16 protein-coding genes and 1 tRNA gene are annotated in these 16215 nt (G+C 70.4%); 8 read left to right on the forward strand and 9 right to left on the reverse strand.

The features are described 5' to 3' along the window. The 4 genes from MFF58_RS22680 to MFF58_RS22695 all read right to left on the reverse strand — a co-directional run. Nucleotides 1–321: HflX-like GTP-binding protein (locus MFF58_RS22680; RefSeq protein ID WP_505744321.1), on the reverse strand; the 321-nt coding region annotated here is incomplete at its 3' end. 363 nt (nt 322–684) lie between these two features. After that, nucleotides 685–936: an RNA chaperone Hfq gene (gene hfq, locus MFF58_RS22685; RefSeq protein ID WP_007563033.1), complete on the reverse strand. Its 252-nt coding sequence runs from the start codon at nt 934–936 to the stop codon at nt 685–687. Between the two features lie 197 nt (nt 937–1133). Beyond that, nucleotides 1134–2498, reverse strand: coding sequence for a nitrogen assimilation response regulator NtrX (gene ntrX, locus MFF58_RS22690; RefSeq protein WP_238291250.1), 1365 nt, complete (start codon nt 2496–2498; stop codon nt 1134–1136). Further along, entirely contained in the window at nt 2495–4870 is a 2376-nt protein-coding gene (locus MFF58_RS22695) for a sensor histidine kinase NtrY-like (protein ID WP_238291251.1), read from the reverse strand. The genes ntrX and MFF58_RS22695 overlap by 4 nt, the downstream gene beginning before the upstream one ends. Nucleotides 4871–5321: 451 nt before the next feature. On the opposite strand from MFF58_RS22695, the gene MFF58_RS22700 reads away from it, so the two are divergent. Together MFF58_RS22700 and MFF58_RS22705 are read left to right on the forward strand one after the other, a co-directional pair. After that, the gene (locus MFF58_RS22700; protein ID WP_238291252.1) at nt 5322–6371 is read left to right on the forward strand and encodes an oxidoreductase; all 1050 of its coding nucleotides are present in this window, start codon (nt 5322–5324) and stop codon (nt 6369–6371) included. A 94-nt stretch (nt 6372–6465) separates the two neighbouring features. Next, a tRNA-Sec gene (locus MFF58_RS22705) sits at nt 6466–6558 on the forward strand. A 41-nt stretch (nt 6559–6599) separates the two neighbouring features. Here MFF58_RS22705 and MFF58_RS22710 read toward each other — a convergent pair. From MFF58_RS22710 to MFF58_RS22720, 3 genes are read right to left on the reverse strand one after another with little or no spacing between them, the layout of a single operon-like run. Continuing rightward, a complete protein-coding gene (locus tag MFF58_RS22710; RefSeq protein WP_238291253.1) occupies nt 6600–7883 on the reverse strand; it encodes a TRAP transporter large permease in 1284 nt (427 codons plus the stop codon). 10 nt (nt 7884–7893) lie between these two features. Continuing rightward, nucleotides 7894–8481, reverse strand: coding sequence for a TRAP transporter small permease (locus MFF58_RS22715; RefSeq protein WP_238291254.1), 588 nt, complete (start codon nt 8479–8481; stop codon nt 7894–7896). A 36-nt stretch (nt 8482–8517) separates the two neighbouring features. Next, complete coding sequence (locus MFF58_RS22720; protein WP_238291255.1) at nt 8518–9540, reverse strand: TRAP transporter substrate-binding protein; 1023 nt, start codon at nt 9538–9540, stop codon at nt 8518–8520. A 210-nt stretch (nt 9541–9750) separates the two neighbouring features. On the opposite strand from MFF58_RS22720, the gene MFF58_RS22725 reads away from it, so the two are divergent. The 4 genes from MFF58_RS22725 (at nt 9751) to MFF58_RS22740 (ending at nt 13064) form a co-directional block, all read left to right on the forward strand. Next, a complete protein-coding gene (locus MFF58_RS22725) occupies nt 9751–9906 on the forward strand; it encodes a hypothetical protein (protein ID WP_238291257.1) in 156 nt (51 codons plus the stop codon). 235 nt (nt 9907–10141) lie between these two features. Beyond that, nucleotides 10142–11053, forward strand: a complete 912-nt coding sequence (locus MFF58_RS22730; protein WP_238291258.1) for an SMP-30/gluconolactonase/LRE family protein — start codon at nt 10142–10144, stop codon at nt 11051–11053. A gap of 278 nt (nt 11054–11331) precedes the next feature. After that, on the forward strand, nt 11332–12378 hold the full coding sequence (locus MFF58_RS22735; protein WP_238291259.1) for a fumarylacetoacetate hydrolase family protein: 1047 nt from the start codon (nt 11332–11334) through the stop codon (nt 12376–12378). Between the two features lie 449 nt (nt 12379–12827). Continuing rightward, nucleotides 12828–13064 (forward strand): hypothetical protein, encoded by a 237-nt coding sequence (locus MFF58_RS22740; protein WP_238291260.1) that lies wholly within the window; start codon nt 12828–12830, stop codon nt 13062–13064. A 36-nt stretch (nt 13065–13100) separates the two neighbouring features. Here the strand turns inward: MFF58_RS22740 and MFF58_RS22745 are convergent, their stop codons facing one another. Beyond that, the gene (locus tag MFF58_RS22745; RefSeq protein WP_238291261.1) at nt 13101–13523 is read right to left on the reverse strand and encodes a hypothetical protein; all 423 of its coding nucleotides are present in this window, start codon (nt 13521–13523) and stop codon (nt 13101–13103) included. 176 nt (nt 13524–13699) lie between these two features. On the opposite strand from MFF58_RS22745, the gene MFF58_RS22750 reads away from it, so the two are divergent. Together MFF58_RS22750 and MFF58_RS22755 are read left to right on the forward strand one after the other, a co-directional pair. Continuing rightward, a complete protein-coding gene (locus MFF58_RS22750; RefSeq protein ID WP_010687153.1) occupies nt 13700–13936 on the forward strand; it encodes a DUF4170 domain-containing protein in 237 nt (78 codons plus the stop codon). Nucleotides 13937–14102: 166 nt separating this feature from the next. Beyond that, a complete protein-coding gene (locus tag MFF58_RS22755) occupies nt 14103–15047 on the forward strand; it encodes a ribose-phosphate pyrophosphokinase (RefSeq protein ID WP_238291262.1) in 945 nt (314 codons plus the stop codon). Between the two features lie 598 nt (nt 15048–15645). Here the strand turns inward: MFF58_RS22755 and MFF58_RS22760 are convergent. Beyond that, a complete protein-coding gene (locus tag MFF58_RS22760; protein ID WP_238291263.1) occupies nt 15646–16137 on the reverse strand; it encodes a response regulator in 492 nt (163 codons plus the stop codon). Nucleotides 16138–16215: the final 78 nt, after the last annotated feature.

The raw sequence follows: 16215 nt of genomic DNA on the forward strand, positions 1-16215 counted from the left end.
GATCTCCCGGGCGCGGATCAGGCCGGCGATCTCCTCGACTCGGCCCTTGCCCAGATAGGTCGAGGGGCGGATCCGCGGCAGGCTGATGGCGAGGCTCTCGACCACGTCGAGCTCGATCGCGGCGGCGAGTCCGGTCGCCTCGTCGAGCCGCGCCTCCACGGAGCGCAGGGGCGCGGCCGATCCGTGCCCGTTCCCGGTCCCGTGCGCGCTGCGCGCGAGGTAGGGGCCGATCACCAGGGTGTGGGTCGCCGCGGCGATCTCGCCCTCGGGGGCGGCCTGCGCCTGGAGGCGGGCTTCGCCGGACGTCAGCGTTTCGGTCATGCAGCCTTTGACACCGCCGGAAGGCCGGCGGCTTCGTTCGAGAAGTCGGATCCGTCAGAATGGGGATGCGGGCGGGCCGGGCCAAGATGCCGGGCGGCCACGGATACAGATATCCGCAAAGGTGCGGATCGCGCGCGTCCGCACGCCCCCTCTCTGCGGGAGAGGATGGCCCTGCGTCGGCAGGCGCCGGAGGGGGAACCCCGGCTCAGGAGGAGGTGGATTCCGCCGACGCGGGCACAGGCTCATCCTGCACCGTCGCTCGCCCTCGCGGGCCTTCGTCCCGACCCGACCGGCTGCGGACGCCACCCGCCCCGCAGAGGGGGACGGGAGAGCCCCGGCGGGCGCCCTCGCCCATCGCTGGCGTCACGCCTTCTCGGCGGTCTCGTCCGGCTCGAACAGCTGCACCGGGTGGCCCGGCATGATCGTGGAGATCGCGTGCTTGTAGACCAGCTGCGAGTGCCCGTCCCGGCGGAGCAGCACGCAGAAATTGTCGAACCACGTCACCACGCCCTGGAGCTTGACGCCGTTGACGAGGAAGATGGTCAGCGGGATCTTGTTCTTGCGGACATGGTTGAGAAAGGTGTCCTGAAGGTTCTGTGCGCGTTCGCCCGCCATCTTCTTGGCCTTCTTGTTGTCCCGGCTCGTTCCGTCCGGAATGGGTCTGCCGCGGGCCGGATCGTCCGACCATCCCGACCGCGGCTTTGTATACAAGCACCATGACTTGGCGAAAGCGTGGGCGCAAGCAACCCCCGCCCCGGCTTCATCCGTGACGGATCGACACCGCCTTCACCGCGTCCGCCCGGTCCTCCGGCTCACGGGCCGATGCCCAGGGACTTCAACTTGCGGTGTAGAGCCGAGCGCTCCATGCCGATGAATTCGGCGGTGCGGGAGATGTTGCCCGAGAACCGCGCGATCTGCGCCACGAGGTATTCCCGCTCGAAGATCTCGCGGGCCTCCCGGAGCGCGAGGCTCATCAGCTTCTCGCCGCCCGCGCCCCCCGGGGTGGTCGGCACCAGGGCGCCGATCTCGGAGGGCAGCATCTCGGAGGTGACCTCCTGCTCCGGGTCGGCCTGGGTCAGGATCATCAGCCGCTCGACGTTGTTCTTGAGCTGGCGGACGTTGCCCGGCCAGTTGTGCGACTGCAGCACCGCCATCGCGTCCTCGGCGATCCGGCGCTTGGGCAGGCCGGTCTGGGACGAGATGTTGTCCATGAAGAACTGGATCAGCTCGGGCACGTCCTCCCGGCGCTCCGACAGGGCCGGCACCCGGATCGGCACCACCGAGAGGCGGTGGAACAGGTCCTCGCGGAAGCGGCCCGCGGCGATCTCCTCCTGCAGGTCCCGGGAGGAGGAGGAGATGATCCGGACGTCCACGTGGACCCGCGTCGTGCCGCCGACCCGCTGGAAGTTCTGGTCGACGAGGACGCGCAGGATCCGGTTCTGGGTCTCGCGCGGCATGTCGGCGACCTCGTCGAGGTAGAGGGTGCCGCCATGGGCCTCCTCCAGGGCGCCGACCCGCCGGCCGCTCTCGCCCTCGACCCCGAACAGCTCCGCCTCCATGGTCTCGGGCAGGATCGCGGCCGCGTTCAGCAGCACGAACGGGCCGTTCGAGCGGGCCGACGCCTTGTGCAGGCTGCGCGCCGCGAGCTCCTTGCCGGCGCCCAAGGCGCCGGTGATCATCACCCGGGCGTTGGTGGGCGCCACTCGGTCGAGGGTCTGGCGCAGCTGGTTGATCGCCAGCGAGCCGCCGACGATGCGGTTGGCGGCGCCGGAGCGCGCCGTCAGGTCGCGGACCTCGCGCCGCAGCCGAGACGCTTCCAGCGCCCGCTCGGCCACCAGGATCAGCCGGTCGGCCTTGAAGGGCTTCTCGATGAAGTCGTAGGCGCCGGCCTTGATGGCCGAGACCGCGGTCTCGATGTTGCCGTGGCCCGAGATCATCACCACGGGCAGGTCGGGATTGGCGGCCTTGATCAGGTCGAGCACCTGCAGGCCGTCGAGCCGGGAGCCCTGCAGCCAGATGTCGAGGAAGACGAGGTGCGGCCGGCGCGCCTCGATGGCGGCGAGTGCCTCGTCCGAGCCGCCGGCCGTGCGGCAGCGGTGGCCCTCGTCGTCCAGGATCCCGGCCACGAGGTCGCGGATGTCGGCCTCGTCGTCGACGATCAGGATATCGGCGCTCATGCGTGCATCTCCGCGATCCGGGGGGCCGTCGGTGCGGCGCCCTTCTCCTCTGTCGTGACGGGACGGGTCTCGAGGGCGGCGGACGGTTCGGGCCCGTGCTCGCGCGGCACCCGCATCCGCACCTGCCCGCCGCGACCGGCGGGATTGTCGTTCAGCTCGATCCCGCCGCCGTGCTCCTCCAGCACCTTGCTGACGATGGCAAGCCCCAGCCCGGTGCCACCCTCGCGGGTGGTCATGTAGGGCTCGAGCAGGCGCTGGCGCCCCTCGGCGGGGAAACCCTTGCCGTTGTCGGTGACGGCGATCACCGCGAACCCGTCCTCGACGGCGAGGCTCAGGGAGATCTTGCCCTTGCCGAGCTCGGCCTCCGGCACCTCGGCCACCGCCTCGACGGCGTTCTTGAGGATGTTGGTGATCACCTGGCTGAGCAGCCGGATGTCGAAGGCCGCCACGATCTTCTCGGATTCACCGGCCCCGCCCTGGGCTGGGTTTGTCTGGGCCGAGAACGCGAAGTCGATGTCCGGGTGCGCGACCCGCATCATGAACAGGTTCTGCTTGGCGATCTCGGTGAGGTCGTTCGGCGCGATGGCCGGCTTGGGCATCCGCGCGAAGGCCGAGAACTCGTCGACCATGCGCTTGATCTCGTCCACCTGGCGCACGATCGTGGCGGTGCACTGGTCGAACACCTCTTTGTCGGCGGTGATGACCTTCCCGTACTTGCGCCGGATCCGCTCGGCGGAGAGCTGGATCGGGGTCAGCGGGTTCTTGATCTCGTGGGCGATGCGGCGGGCGACGTCCCCCCAGGCGGAGCTGCGCTGCGCCTGGACGAGGTCGGTGATGTCGTCCAGCGTCACCACCGAGCCGCGGGAGGCTCCCTGCGCCTGCTCGCTCGTGACCCGCACCGTGATGGTGCGCTCGCCCCGGGACCGGGTGAGCTGGACCTGCTGCTGCTGCAGGCTGCGCGGGCGCGCCTCGCTCTCGGCGAGCACCGGCGCGAGTTCCGGCACCGCGCGGGCCAGCGGCTGGCCGACCAGGGCGTCGCTCTCCAGGTCGACCATCCGCTCGGCGGCCGGGTTGGCGATGGTGACGAAGCCCGCCGCGTCGAGGCCGATCACCCCGGGCGAGACCCCCGACAGCACGGCTTCCGTGAAGCGGCGGCGGGTGTCGATCAGGTCGCTCGCCGCGATCAGGCCGGCATGCTGGCGGCGCAACTCCTGGGTCATCTTGTTGAAGCTCTCGCCGAGATGGGCGAGGTCGCCGCTGGTCTTCTTGGTCGGCACCTGAGCGTAGAAGTTGCCCGACGCCACCTGGTCGGCGGCGTTGATCAGCCGGCGGATCGGCGCCACGAACCGGTTGGCGAAGTTCATTCCGAACCACACCGCCGACAGGAGCGCGATCAGGGCGATCAGCAGGAACACCGACGCGAAGGTGATCTGGATCGAGCGCCGCAGCGAGTCGTAGGTGAGGTACTCGGCGGCCGCCGCCCGGGACACGCCGGGGAAGTCGATGGCGAGCTGGCTCACCTCCCGCTGCACCATCAGCACGGCGTCGTCGTAGGCCGGCATGCGCAGGAGCGCGGCGAAGACCCGCCCCTCGGTGGGCAGGAGGCAGATCGGGTCGGCGGAGTTGGCCGCGTCCTCGAAGGCCGCCGCCGAGGGCAGGCGGTTGGTCTTGAGGATGTCGATCTTGGCCCGGGCCACCACCTCGGTGGGGCCGCGCATGATCTGCGCCACCGGCAGGCCGAGATTGGTCGCCCGGGTGGTCAGGAAGGTCTGGAACCAGTCCCGGTTCACGTCGAAGTTCGGCCGGGCGCGGGTGAGGTCGTCGGCGAGGATGCGGATCTCGCGGGCGAGGCTCTGGCACTGGTTCTCCTGGTAGGCGTCGGCCACCTCCACGGATTTGAGCACCACGTCGCGGACCCGGTCGGTGAAGCCGAGCGACAGGCCGCGGTCGATCGTTACGGACGCCACCACGGCGAGCAGGATCGTCGGCAGGATCGCGATCAGCGAGAACAGGCCGACGATGCGGGTGTGCAGGCGCGCCACCGCGGCGTTGGCCTTGCGGGCGTGCAGGAAGACCCGCGCCTCCCAGGCGATGATGACGGCCAGCCCGAGCACCAGGACGGCGTTGATGGCGAGCAGCGTCACGCCGTAGGCCGGCGTCGGCGTCACCCGGATCACGCCGGCCAGGATCAGGAAGGTCGCGAGCGCCGAGACCAGGGCGGTGACCACCATGGCGGCACCGATCCAGCCCGGACCGCGCGGGCCCGGCCGCAGGGACTCCGCCAGGGACGCGTCCGGACCCGCCCCCTCCCCGGCCCCCTCGGGGCCGGGCGACGGGCCTTCCTCTGTCCGTGAGCGTCTCAGGAACGGCATGACTGGTGCAGGGCCACAACAGTGTGGCGGAATTAATACGAATCCGGGTCTGGCGGCCGCAGCGGGCCCGGCAATACGCCGCAGCGTGCGGCACCGGAGGGGCGCCCGCGGGGCATCGGATCCCGTCGCGTTGGCCGCTGACCCGGCTCGGACGAGCCGGCGGCGGCGCTCGAGGCCGTCCTGCGCGATGCCGGCCGCAGATCCGGCTTTGCGCGGCGTGGAACACGCTGCTAATCTTCGCGGCCGCGGGGATGATCTGGAAGAATAGCGCTGGAGCGGGTTGTATGTCTGGAAAGATCTGCTGGATGTAGGCCCGGAAAGTGTTGGAACCGCCTTTGGACTTGCCCTCGACCTACCGGAGAGAAGCGCGGATGCTCGATCTCATGGCGGCCGTGCCGGTCCCGGCGCCGCCCCGGGCGCCGCTCAGGGACCGTGCCTGCGGTCGGACGCGGTGAGCGCCGCGATCCGCGTGGGCCTGATCGGCTACGGCTATTCCGGCCGGACCTTCCACGCGCCCCTGATCCGCGCCGTCGCGGGCCTCGAACTCCGGGTGGTCGGCTCGCGCGATCCCGCCAGGGTCGAGGCCGATCTGCCCGGCGTTGCGGTGGTCGCCGACCCGTTCGCCGCCGCGACGTCGGCGGCGAACGACCTCGTGGTGATCGCCTCCCCCAACGACAGCCACGCCCCGCTCGCGCAGGCCGCCCTGGCGGCGGGCAAGCACGTCGTCGTCGACAAGCCCCTCACCCTCGACCTCGCGGAGGCCCGCGCGCTGCGCGCGGCGGCGCGGAGCCGGTTGCTCGCGGTCTTCCACAACCGCCGCTGGGACAGCGACTTCCTGACCGTCCGCCGCGCCATCGCGGCCGGCGTGATCGGCCCGGTGCGGCACTGCGAATCCCGCTTCGACCGGTTCCGGCCCCGCATCCGTGACCGGTGGCGCGAGGGCGGCGGTCCGGGCAGCGGGATCTGGTACGATCTCGGGCCCCATCTCGTGGATCAGGCCCTCCTGCTCTTCGGCCTGCCCGACCGGGTGACCGCGAGCCTGGCGCGCCTCCGCCCCGGGGCGCGCTCCGACGATTGGGCCCACGTGGTGCTGGCGTATCCGGGCCTGCGGGTGGTGCTCCAGGCGAGCATGCTGGTCGCCGGCGGATCGCCCCGCTTCGTGGTCCATGGCGAGTCCGGCAGCCTGATCAAGCACCGGGCGGACCGGCAGGAGGAGCAGCTGCTGGCCGGGCTCGTGCCCGGCGCGTCGGGATGGGGCGCGGATCCGGACGGGCTGGAGATCCACGACGGGACCGGCACGGTGACGCGGGCGCCGGCCGTGGCCGGGGATCAGCGGTTGTTTTACCAGGGGGTCGCGGAGACGCTCCTGCGCGGGCCGGTCGACGAGGCGGCGGCGCTGCAGGCGGTCCGGGTGATGGCGTGTCTGGAGGCGGCCGTCACGTCGGCCCCCGCCGGGACCTCGGTCGGCCTGCCGCTCACGCCGGACGAGCGCGGGCCCTGAGGGGCGCGACGTTTGCGCGCCCCTCAGGCCGGGGCTGCGGGCCGCGGGCGTCCGGGCCTTGACCCCGCAGGTGGCGGCCCGTAACCCCGATCGTGGAGGCGAACGGGGTCTGGTGGCCCTCCTGGTCTTCAAAACCAGCGGTACGCCAACAGCGTACGGTGGGTTCGATTCCCATCCGCTTCCGCCAGGACCCGTCACCCGCCGGCCCGATCCGGCGGCGCCCGGATCTCACATCGCTCCGAGCGCCCGCGGGAGCCACAGGGACAGGGCCGGCCAGTAGGTCACGAGGACCAGGAAGGCCAGCATCGTCAGCAGCCAGGGCAGCACCGCCACGGTCAGCTCCGAGATGCCCATGTGGGCGATGCCGCTCGCCACGTAGAGGTTGAGCCCCACCGGCGGGTGGCAGAGGCCGACCTCCATGTTGACCGCCATGATGATCCCGAAATGGATCGGGTCGATCCCGAGCTTGACGGCGATCGGGAACAGGATCGGCGCCATGATCAGCAGGATCGAGGACGGCTCCATCACGTTGCCGGCGATCAGCAGGATGATGTTGACCACGAGCAGGAAGACCAGCGGGCTGAAGTTCATCGCGATCAGCCACGCCGCCATCGTCTGCGGAATGTTCTCCGAGGTCATCAGGAAGGAGAACAGCACCGCGTTGGTGATGATGTAGAGCAGCATCGCGCTCATGTTGGCCGAGGCCAGCAGCACCCGGGGCACGTCGGAGAGCTTCAGGTCGCGGTAGACGAACACCGCGATGACGAAGGCGTAGACCGCGGCGGTGGCCGCCGCCTCGGTGGGCGTGAAGATCCCGGCATAGATGCCGCCGATCACCATCACGACGAGGGACAGGCCCCAGACGCTCTCGCGGAACGCCCGGAGCCGCGCTCCCCAGGAGGCTCTCGGCATGCGCGGGTAGCCGCGGCGCTTGGCGATGACGAAGGTCACCGCGCCGAGCATGAACGAGAGCACGAGTCCCGGCATCACGCCCGCGAGGAACAGGGTGCCGATCGAGGAATTCGTCGACACCCCGTAGAGCACGAGGATGATCGAGGGCGGGACCAGGATCCCCAGCGCCCCCGAGGTGGTGATGACACCGGCGCCGAAGCGCTTCGGGTAGCCCTCGGCCACCATGGCCGGCAGGATGATCGAGCCGATCGCCACCACGGTCGCCACGCTCGATCCCGACACGGCGGCAAACAGCGCGCAGGCGACGACGCCCGCGAGCCCCAGGCCCCCGGGCCAGTGGCCGACCAGCGAGGTCGTGAAGGCGATCATCCGCCGGGCCACGCCGCCCTGGGCCAGGAAGTTGCCGGCCAGGATGAAGAACGGGATCGCCATGATCGAGAAGTTCTCGATCCCGGTGAACAGCTTGAGGGCCACGCTCTCGACCGGCACCTGCGTCAGGGTGAACAGGAAGGTCAGCACCGTCAGGCCGAGCGCGATCGAGATCGGCATGCCGGTGAGCATGAGGGCGATGAGGAGCCCGAAGATGATCAGGCCGCTCATGCGGGGCCTCTCATGCCGGGCCTCCCTCGCGGCCGAGCTGGATCGGGTCGACGCCCTCGACCGTCGCGACCCCGTCGACATGGGCGTGGTCGCGCGCTGGCAGGTGCCCGGTCCTCAGGAAGGTCCAGGCGACCTGGAGGAAGCGGAAGCACATCAGGTAGGAGCCCAGCGGGATCGCGAGGTAGACGATCCAGACCGGGATCTCCATGTCGGGCGTGGTCTGGTCGGTGTGGCCGATGCGCCAGACGAAGCTCGCGCCGAGCGTCCCGACGATGCCGGTGAACAGGGCCCCCGCGGCGAGGCTGAGGAGCACCATGACCCGTCGCGCCCCCGGCGGCAGCCGGTTGACCAGCACGTCGACGCCGACGTGGATGCCGGTGCGTACGCCGTAGGCCGCGCCGAACTTGGCGACCCAGATGAACATGTAGATGCACAGTTCCTGCGACCAGCCGAAGTCGATCCGGTCGGTGTAGTCCTGCAGGGCGGGGATGCCGGAGAGGAACCGGTGCACCACGGTGGCGAAGGTGATGACGGTCGCCGCCGCCATCAGCGTGCCGATCAGCACCTCTTCGAGCCGGTCCAGGATCTTCAGCAGCATGGTCGGGCGGCCGGGCGCGGGATCAGGGGCGCGGCATCAGTTGTTCGGCGCCGCCCCAGCTGCCCCGGCCTCCTTGTTGAGGGCGGCGATCAGATCCTTGCCGACGCGGGAGGCCATCTCGCGCTGGACCGGGGCGAGCGCCTTGCGCCACGCCGCGTTCTCGGCCTCCGTCGGGGTGTAGACCGCGGTCTTGCCGGTGGCGCGGATGTCGGCCAGCGCCTGCGCGTTCTGCTTGTCGGCGATCTCGTGCTCGTAGGCGGTCGCCTCCGTCATGGCGCCCTCCAGCGTGGTGCGGATGCCGGCGGGCAGGCCGTCCCAGAAGCCCTTGTTCACGATCACGGCGTAGCCGACGTAGCCGTGATGGGTCAGCGTGGCGTGCTTCTGGACCTCGTTGAGCTTCTGCGTGGTGACGTTCGAGGGCGGGTTCTCCTGCCCGTCGACCACCCCGGTCTGCAGGGCCTGGTACAGCTCCGAGAAGGCCAGCACCTGGGGCAGCGCGCCGAGCTGCTTGAACTGGGCCTCCAGCACCTTCGAGGACTGGATGCGGAACTTCAAGCCGCGCATGTCCTCCGGCGCGTGCATCGGCTTGTTCGACGTCAGGATCTTGAAGCCGTTGTCCCAGTAGCCGAGGCCCGTGATGCCCTTGGACTCGAGCTTATTGAACAGCCCCTGCCCGATCGGCCCGTCCTGGACGCGGCGCAGCACCTGCTCGTTGGGGAAGATGTAGGGCAGGTCGAAGGCCTCGTACTCCTTCACGCCGAGGGGGCCGAACTTGCTCGTGGACGGCGCCAGCATCTGCACGGCGCCGAGCTGGAGCATCTCCACCTCCTCCTTGTCCTTGTAGAGCGTGCTGTTCGGGTAGATCTCGACCTTCACGGCGCCGTTCGTGCGCGCCTCGGCGAGCTGCTTGAAGCGCTCGGCACCCTGCCCCTTGGGCGTGTCCGTGGTGGTGACGTGGCTGAACTTGATGACGATCGGCGCCTGCGCGGCGGCCGGGGTCGCGAGGGCGGTCGCGAGGGCGAGCGCGCAGGCGAGCGGGCCGAGGAACGGGATTCTCATGGCATCCTCCCAGTTCGATCCTGCGTCTGCGCGCGAATCGTATTTTAGATCTTAGATACTGTTACACGCCGCCGGCTGTCACCCTCGCCGCAGGAACGGACAGGTTCGAGCCCCCGTCCCGGAGATGGGGCGATGCCGGCGCGACGGCGCCCTATCGGGCGCGCCGTCGTCGGCCGCAGATCAAGCGAGGTTCCCGAGGCCGGACGCGCGATGTCGCTCGCGGCCGCCCGCCGGGCGATGATGGGGGTCGTGCCGGCGAAATTGCCGGACGTGATACGCGCGCAGGAAGACTCCATTTCGGAGATCTCCGTGTCGATGCGCACTTCTAACATCCTGCGCGATATTGGCTTGCGGCGTGATCGATAAAACACTTCCCAAAGAGCGTAGCATGGCGAGGATGAGATCGTGCGCGCGGCACCTATGCTCCGGTAAGAAAATGATGTGCTTGCAAAAACTGGGGATCTGAAGCCAGGATCCCGCGGGGATCCATGCGCCGGCCGCCGTGGCGGGACCCGTACGGTCGATACGCGGACGCTGGCGTCGTCACGGGCAAGGTCCGACAGCGAGAACGGGCCACCACGGCCGGGGGAGGAACGAGGTCATGGCGTCGAAGGATGCGAGCGGTCACAATCCCCTCCTCGACTGGCGGCCCGACCCGTCCGCCATCGCCTTCGTGGGCCGGGACCTGCAGCGGCCCGAATGCATCCTGGCGGTCCCGGACGGGACGCTGTTCACCGCCGACGCCCGCGGCGGCGTCATGCGGATCGCGCCGGACGGAACGCAGCGGCTGATCGCCCAGGAAGGCCCCCACCCGCCCGACGCGCCGGCGGCGTCCCCCAGCCTCCTCGACGGCACCTTGCCGAACGGGCTCGCCTTCGATCGGAACGGCGATTTCCTGATCTCGAATTTCGGGACGGACCGGCTGGAGCGGATGGACGGCACCGGCCGCACCACGGTGCTGCTGGACAGCATCGAGGGCACGCCGTTGGGCAAGGTCAACTTCGTGCTGCGCGACAGCCGCAACCGGTTGTGGGTGACGGTTTCGACGCGGGTGAATCCCTGGAGCGACGCCATCCGCAAGGATCTGGACGACGGCTACGTCGTCCTCATCGACGCGCGCGGGGCGCGCATCGTCGCGGACGGGCTCCACTTCACCAACGAGCTGCGCCTGGATGCCCGCGAGGCGTGGCTGTACGTCGCCGAGACGACCGCCAAGCGGATCACCCGCTTCCGGGTGACGGCGGACGGGTCGCTCGTCGACCGCGAGATCTTCGGTCCGTCGAGCCTCGGTCGCGGGCTGATCGACGGGATCGCATTCGACGCCTGCGGTAATCTCTGGGGCACCATGATCCTGGCCGACCGCCTGATCGCGCTCACGCCCAGGGGCGACCTGATCGAGCTGCTCGACGACGGCGACAGGGCGGGACTGGATCGTTTCGAGGCCGCGTTCGCCACCGGCCGCCCGGTTCCGTTCGAGACGATGTCGGGCTGCGGGGAACGCTGGCGCCGCTGATCACGAGCGTGACCTTCGGGGGACCGGATCTGCGGACGGTCTACCTCGGGAGCCTGAAAGGTGACCGCCTGCCCGCCTTCCGATCCCCCGTGGCGGGCCAGCCGATGGCGCATTGGCGCTTTTGATCCGGGTCCCCCCACCGGGCGTCCCCCTCGGCTCAACCGGTCATCGGCAGGCGAGACCACGCCTCGGACGGGCGATTGCATTTTGAATGCACGTATTCGAAGCTGCCCGCGCGCACCGCCCCGGCGAGCGGCGGGCGCGGAGGAGGACGACCCATGAGCACCCGGCGCGATTTCCTGCACCTCTCCGCGGCCGTGACGGCGGCCGGTGCGCTGGCGACACCGGCCGCCGCCCTGACGCCCGCCGCGCAGACCCCCGCCGGCGGTCCGGGCCGCCCGATCCCGCCCGCGGGGGGCGATGCCCTGCGCCTCGTCACCTTCCTGCCCGACGCGGGCGCCGCCCCCCGCCTCGGCGCCGTGCGCGCTGACGGGCGCGTCGTCGACCTGTCGCGCGCCGCCCTGCCCGGATTCGACCCGGCCCGGATGGTGTCGCTGATCGAGGCCGGCCCAGCGGCGCTCGACGCCGTCCGCCGCGCCGCGGCCGCGGGCGACGGCCCCTCCGTGGAGACCGTCCGGCTCCTCGCGCCGATCCCGGCGCCAACGCGCAACATCTACGCGGTCGGCTGGAACTACCTGGAGCACTTCGCCGAGGGACAGGCGGTGCGCGGCACGAACGCCGAGTACCCGGCCCATCCGGTGTTCTTCACCAAGGGCGTCAACACGGTGAACGGCCCCTACGACCCGATCCCGTACGACCCGGAGGTCTCGACCGCGATCGACTGGGAGGTGGAACTCGCCGTGATCATTGGCACGGGCGGGCGCAACATCCGGGAAGCCGACGCGATGGGCCACGTCTTCGGCTACAGCGTCATCAACGACACAACCGCCCGCGACCTGCAGATCAAGCTGCACGGCGGTCAGTGGTTCAAGGGCAAGAGCCTGGACGGCTACGGCCCGATCGGTCCCTGGATCGTGCCGGCCTCCGACTTGGATCCCGCGAACCTGCACCTGATCACTCGGGTCAACGGCGTGGTGAAGCAGGATGCCTCGACGCAGCAGATGTACTTCAAGGTGGCCCGCATCATCGCCGAGCTGTCGCACGGCCTCACCCTGGTGCCGGGCGACATCATCGCCACGGGCACGCCGCCCGGCATCGGCAACGCGCGCAAGCCGCCGGAATTCCTCAAGCCGGGCGACGTCATGGAGACCGAGATCGTCGGCCTCGGCACCCTGCGCAACGTGATCCAGGCGGTGCCCGCCTGAGCCGCGTTCCCGGCGGGGCGATCCGGGCCGGGACCGGCGGGGCAGCGACCGCCGCGGGCGGGTTATCCCCACCGCCGCGGAGCGTTGCGGCGAGGATCCCCGTCACGGTGCCGCGATCAACCCGAGACCGGCGCGCGGCGACCCCAAGCATCGCGGATGACTGCGGGGTGACTGCGAGATGACCCGCGGGGGTTTCGGCGCAGGTCGGTGCCGGATGGATCCGCCTCTCCGAGGCGGTATCCCGCCATCCATCTTCATGCGATTTGAACCGATCCATCAATTATCGGTGCTGTCGGGGCGACAAGCTTCGGAAAACTGGCAATAATGCTGATCGGAACGGCGGGTCTCTTGCCTCGTTTCCCGTGATCGGTCGTCCTGCTGGTGATCCTGTGAAGTACCGTCCCGACGCCCTCGTCCCGCCGGCTGCCGGCCCCGCGCCGAGGCCGGCCATGCTGGACCGGCTCGCCACGCTCCTCCCGTCCGGCGCCCGCGCGGCCCTGCGGACCCTGGCCGCGCGCCGGCCGGCGCGTCAGGCCGAAGCCGGGCCTACCATCCTGCCCGGCCTCGACACGAAGCCCGCGGCGATGCCGCCTCTGCACGCGCCGGCCGCCACGAACGACAATCCGCTCCAGACCGTGCACGAGGCCGTGGAGCGGGATCTGCGCGCCGGCGGCTACCTCGGGTGAGGCCGGGGGTGAGGCTCGCGTGAGACGCTCCGGCCGTCAGCGTCCGGCGGGTCCGGGGCGGCCGGTCGTCCCGGCTTCGACCCAGTGGCAGGCCGTGGTGCCGCGCACGCCCGCGCAGTCGTAGCTCTGGCCGCCCAGCGAGACCCGGTCGGCGATGCCGGTGATCTCGGTGCGGGGCAGCGTGGCGCAGCCGAGATGATCCGCCTTCGGATCGGCCAGCTGCGCGGCGGCCGCCTGCGCGCCGCCGCGCATCAGCATCCGGTAATTCGCCAGGGAGGGGCAGCCGATCAGCGGCGGCCCACCGCGGCGGTCCGTGTTGCCCTTGTCTGTCCCGCCCTTGTCCGGACCGCCCTTGTCGGACCCGGCCCGGCCCGGTGCCCGGCCCGCCTGCTGGCCGAGGGCCGGCACCGCCGAGAGGGCGAGCGCCAGGGCCGCGATGCGGAGAAGCCTGCCTGTCATGCCCGGCTCCCTACCACGGCGCGTCCGCGGTTGCGCCCCGTATTGACGCCGCGGGCAGCCGGTCGCGGCGGTCTGCGCGGGCGTCAACGCCCGGCTGCGGACGTTCAGGCTTGACCGGAGGCCCGCCATTTGCGAGCCCCCGGGCGGGTTACGCAGGCGAGAGCGGAGCATCGGCCATGGCGACGGCGATCGACAGCGACCAGAAGCTGCACCTGGTCTTCGGCGGCGAATTGCAGGATCTCGACGGCGTCCGCTTCCGGGACATCAAGAACCTCGACATCGTCGGCATCTACCCGGACTACGCCTCCGCGCAGGCCGCGTGGCGGGCCAAGGCCCAGGCCACCGTCGACAGCGCGCAGACCCGCTACTTCGTGGTCCACCTGCACCGGCTGCTGGAGCCGCAGGTTCCCTGAACGGGGCTCGGCCTGCGTGGTGATCGCGCGAACAGGCCGCGTGAAGGCATTGTGACACTTCCTGCCCGCTGCTAAGAGCCTCGCCCGTCATCGCATCGTTCCGGCCCGTCCTGGGACCGGTCATCGGAGCGCGGCGGGCAGACCGGCCGCGAGTGAGCGGCCGCCCATGAAATCGTCGATCAAGATCGTCGCCGGAAATGCCAGCCGGCCCTTGGCCGAGGCGATCGCCGCCTATCTGGAACTGCCGCTCGCCAAGTGCATGGTCCGGCGCTTCGCCGACATGGAGATCTTCGTCGAGCTCCAGGAGAACGTGCGCGGCGAGGACGTGTTCATCGTCCAGTCGACCTCGTTCCCGGCCAACGACCACCTGATGGAGCTGCTGATCATGATCGACGCCGCGCGCCGGTCCTCGGCCCGGCGCATCACGGCGGTGATCCCGTATTTCGGCTACGCCCGGCAGGACCGGCGCACCTCCGGCCGCACCCCGATCTCCGCCAAGCTGGTGGCGAACCTGATCACCGAGGCCGGCGCCGACCGCGTCCTGACCCTCGACCTGCATGCCGGCCAGATCCAGGGCTTCTTCGACATCCCCACCGACAACCTGTTCTCCGCCCCCGTGATGGTGCGCGACATCAAGGAGCGGCTGCCGAACGCCGACCGGATGGTGGTCTCGCCCGACGTCGGCGGCGTGGTCCGCGCCCGGGCCATCGCCAAGCGCATCGACTGCCCGCTGGCCATCGTCGACAAGCGCCGCGAGCGCCCCGGCGAGTCCGAGGTGATGAACATCATCGGCGAGGTCGAGGGCCGCTCCTGCATCCTGGTCGACGACATCGTCGATTCGGGCGGCACCCTGGTCAACGCCGCCGAGGCGCTGCTCAACGCCGGCGCCAAGGACGTCTCGGCCTACATCACGCACGGCGTGCTGTCGGGCGGCGCGGTCTCGCGCATCGCCGCCTCGCGGATGAAGGAACTGGTGATCACCGACTCGATCCAGCCGACCCAGGCGGTGAAGCTCGCCCGCAATATCCGGGTCGCCACGATCGCGCCGCTGCTCGGCGAGGCGATCGGCCGGACCGCGACGGAATCCAGCGTCTCCAGCCTGTTCGACTGAGGATCAGGGGTCCCGGCGCCTTCGGAAGGTCTCCGATGATCGATCGGATGGATGCTGGGTAACGCGCTTCTGCTGTCGCGGTTGGGACGCGCGGGGGAAGCGTACCTGTGAACAGCGGTGCGGAGCGTGATGCCTGAGAGGTGGCGCTCGCGATCCGTCGTTGCGGCACGTCGAACCCGGGTCTAGCGGCGCGGGCGGGAGACGCCCGCGATGCGCCCGGACCCTCTGGAGGCGACCGCGCTGGAGCTGGCGCGCTGGCTGAGGGCGCGGCCGGGGAGCGGGCGCTGACTCCGGGAGCCGAGGACGCGGGATGCGCTGAACGCCACGGTCCGCTTCGGATCGTGCGTGGGTGCGACGGCGACGTCTGCTTCTTCACGCCTCGCTCGGGGGCAGGCCGTCGGACGACCACCCTCTGAGCGGCCTTCCCGTTTCCGGCCCTCAACGGCCATGCGGCCTCCGACCCCTGGCGGCCGGGGACGATGGTGCGCTCCGTTCTCGGAGGCGGACGAGCGGAGCGGCGCGCGATGGGGGCCGCATCGACGGATCTCGGCCGACCTCGCCAAGGTGGGTAACCGGAATGCCCTGTCCGGGAGCGGGGTCAGGTTTTATCCGGTTCGGTCGTGGGGGCGGCGACAGCGCCCAGGCCGTTGCCCATGGAGGTGCCGGTATGCGGGGGCACGCCGCTCGGAACGACGGCGGCCGATGAGGGCTCCTCCTCCACGGGAGCGACGCCTGCCTCGACCTCGCGGATGAGATCCGCGAAGGCGTACGGCTTGCTGAGCAGGCGCGTGCCCGGCGGCAACTCGTGCTGGAGATCCGCTCCGAGCCCCGAGGTGACGATGATGCCGACGGCGGGCCAACGGTGATGAACGAGGTGGGCGAGGGCAACGCCATCGCCCACGATGCCTCGCCCCGTGATCAGCATGCGCACGGCGACGGGTCCTTGGAGCACGGCCAGCGCCTCAGCGGCGGAACGGACCTCCATGGTCTGGAAGCCGACATCTGCCAGCATGTCGGCCGTCACCATTCGGACAAGCTCATCGGCCTCCGCGATGAGGATGGCTAAAGGTCTACTGTCGAACACAGACATGCTCCGCGCGATCAGGGCGGGAGCGCACGCTGCTCTCAGGCACTGGCAGCCGGGACCAAAGCCAGTGATGACCCCTTA

It is taken from the genome of Methylobacterium longum, from assembly GCF_022179385.1.
GTDB classification, from domain to species: Bacteria; Pseudomonadota; Alphaproteobacteria; order Rhizobiales; family Beijerinckiaceae; genus Methylobacterium; species Methylobacterium longum.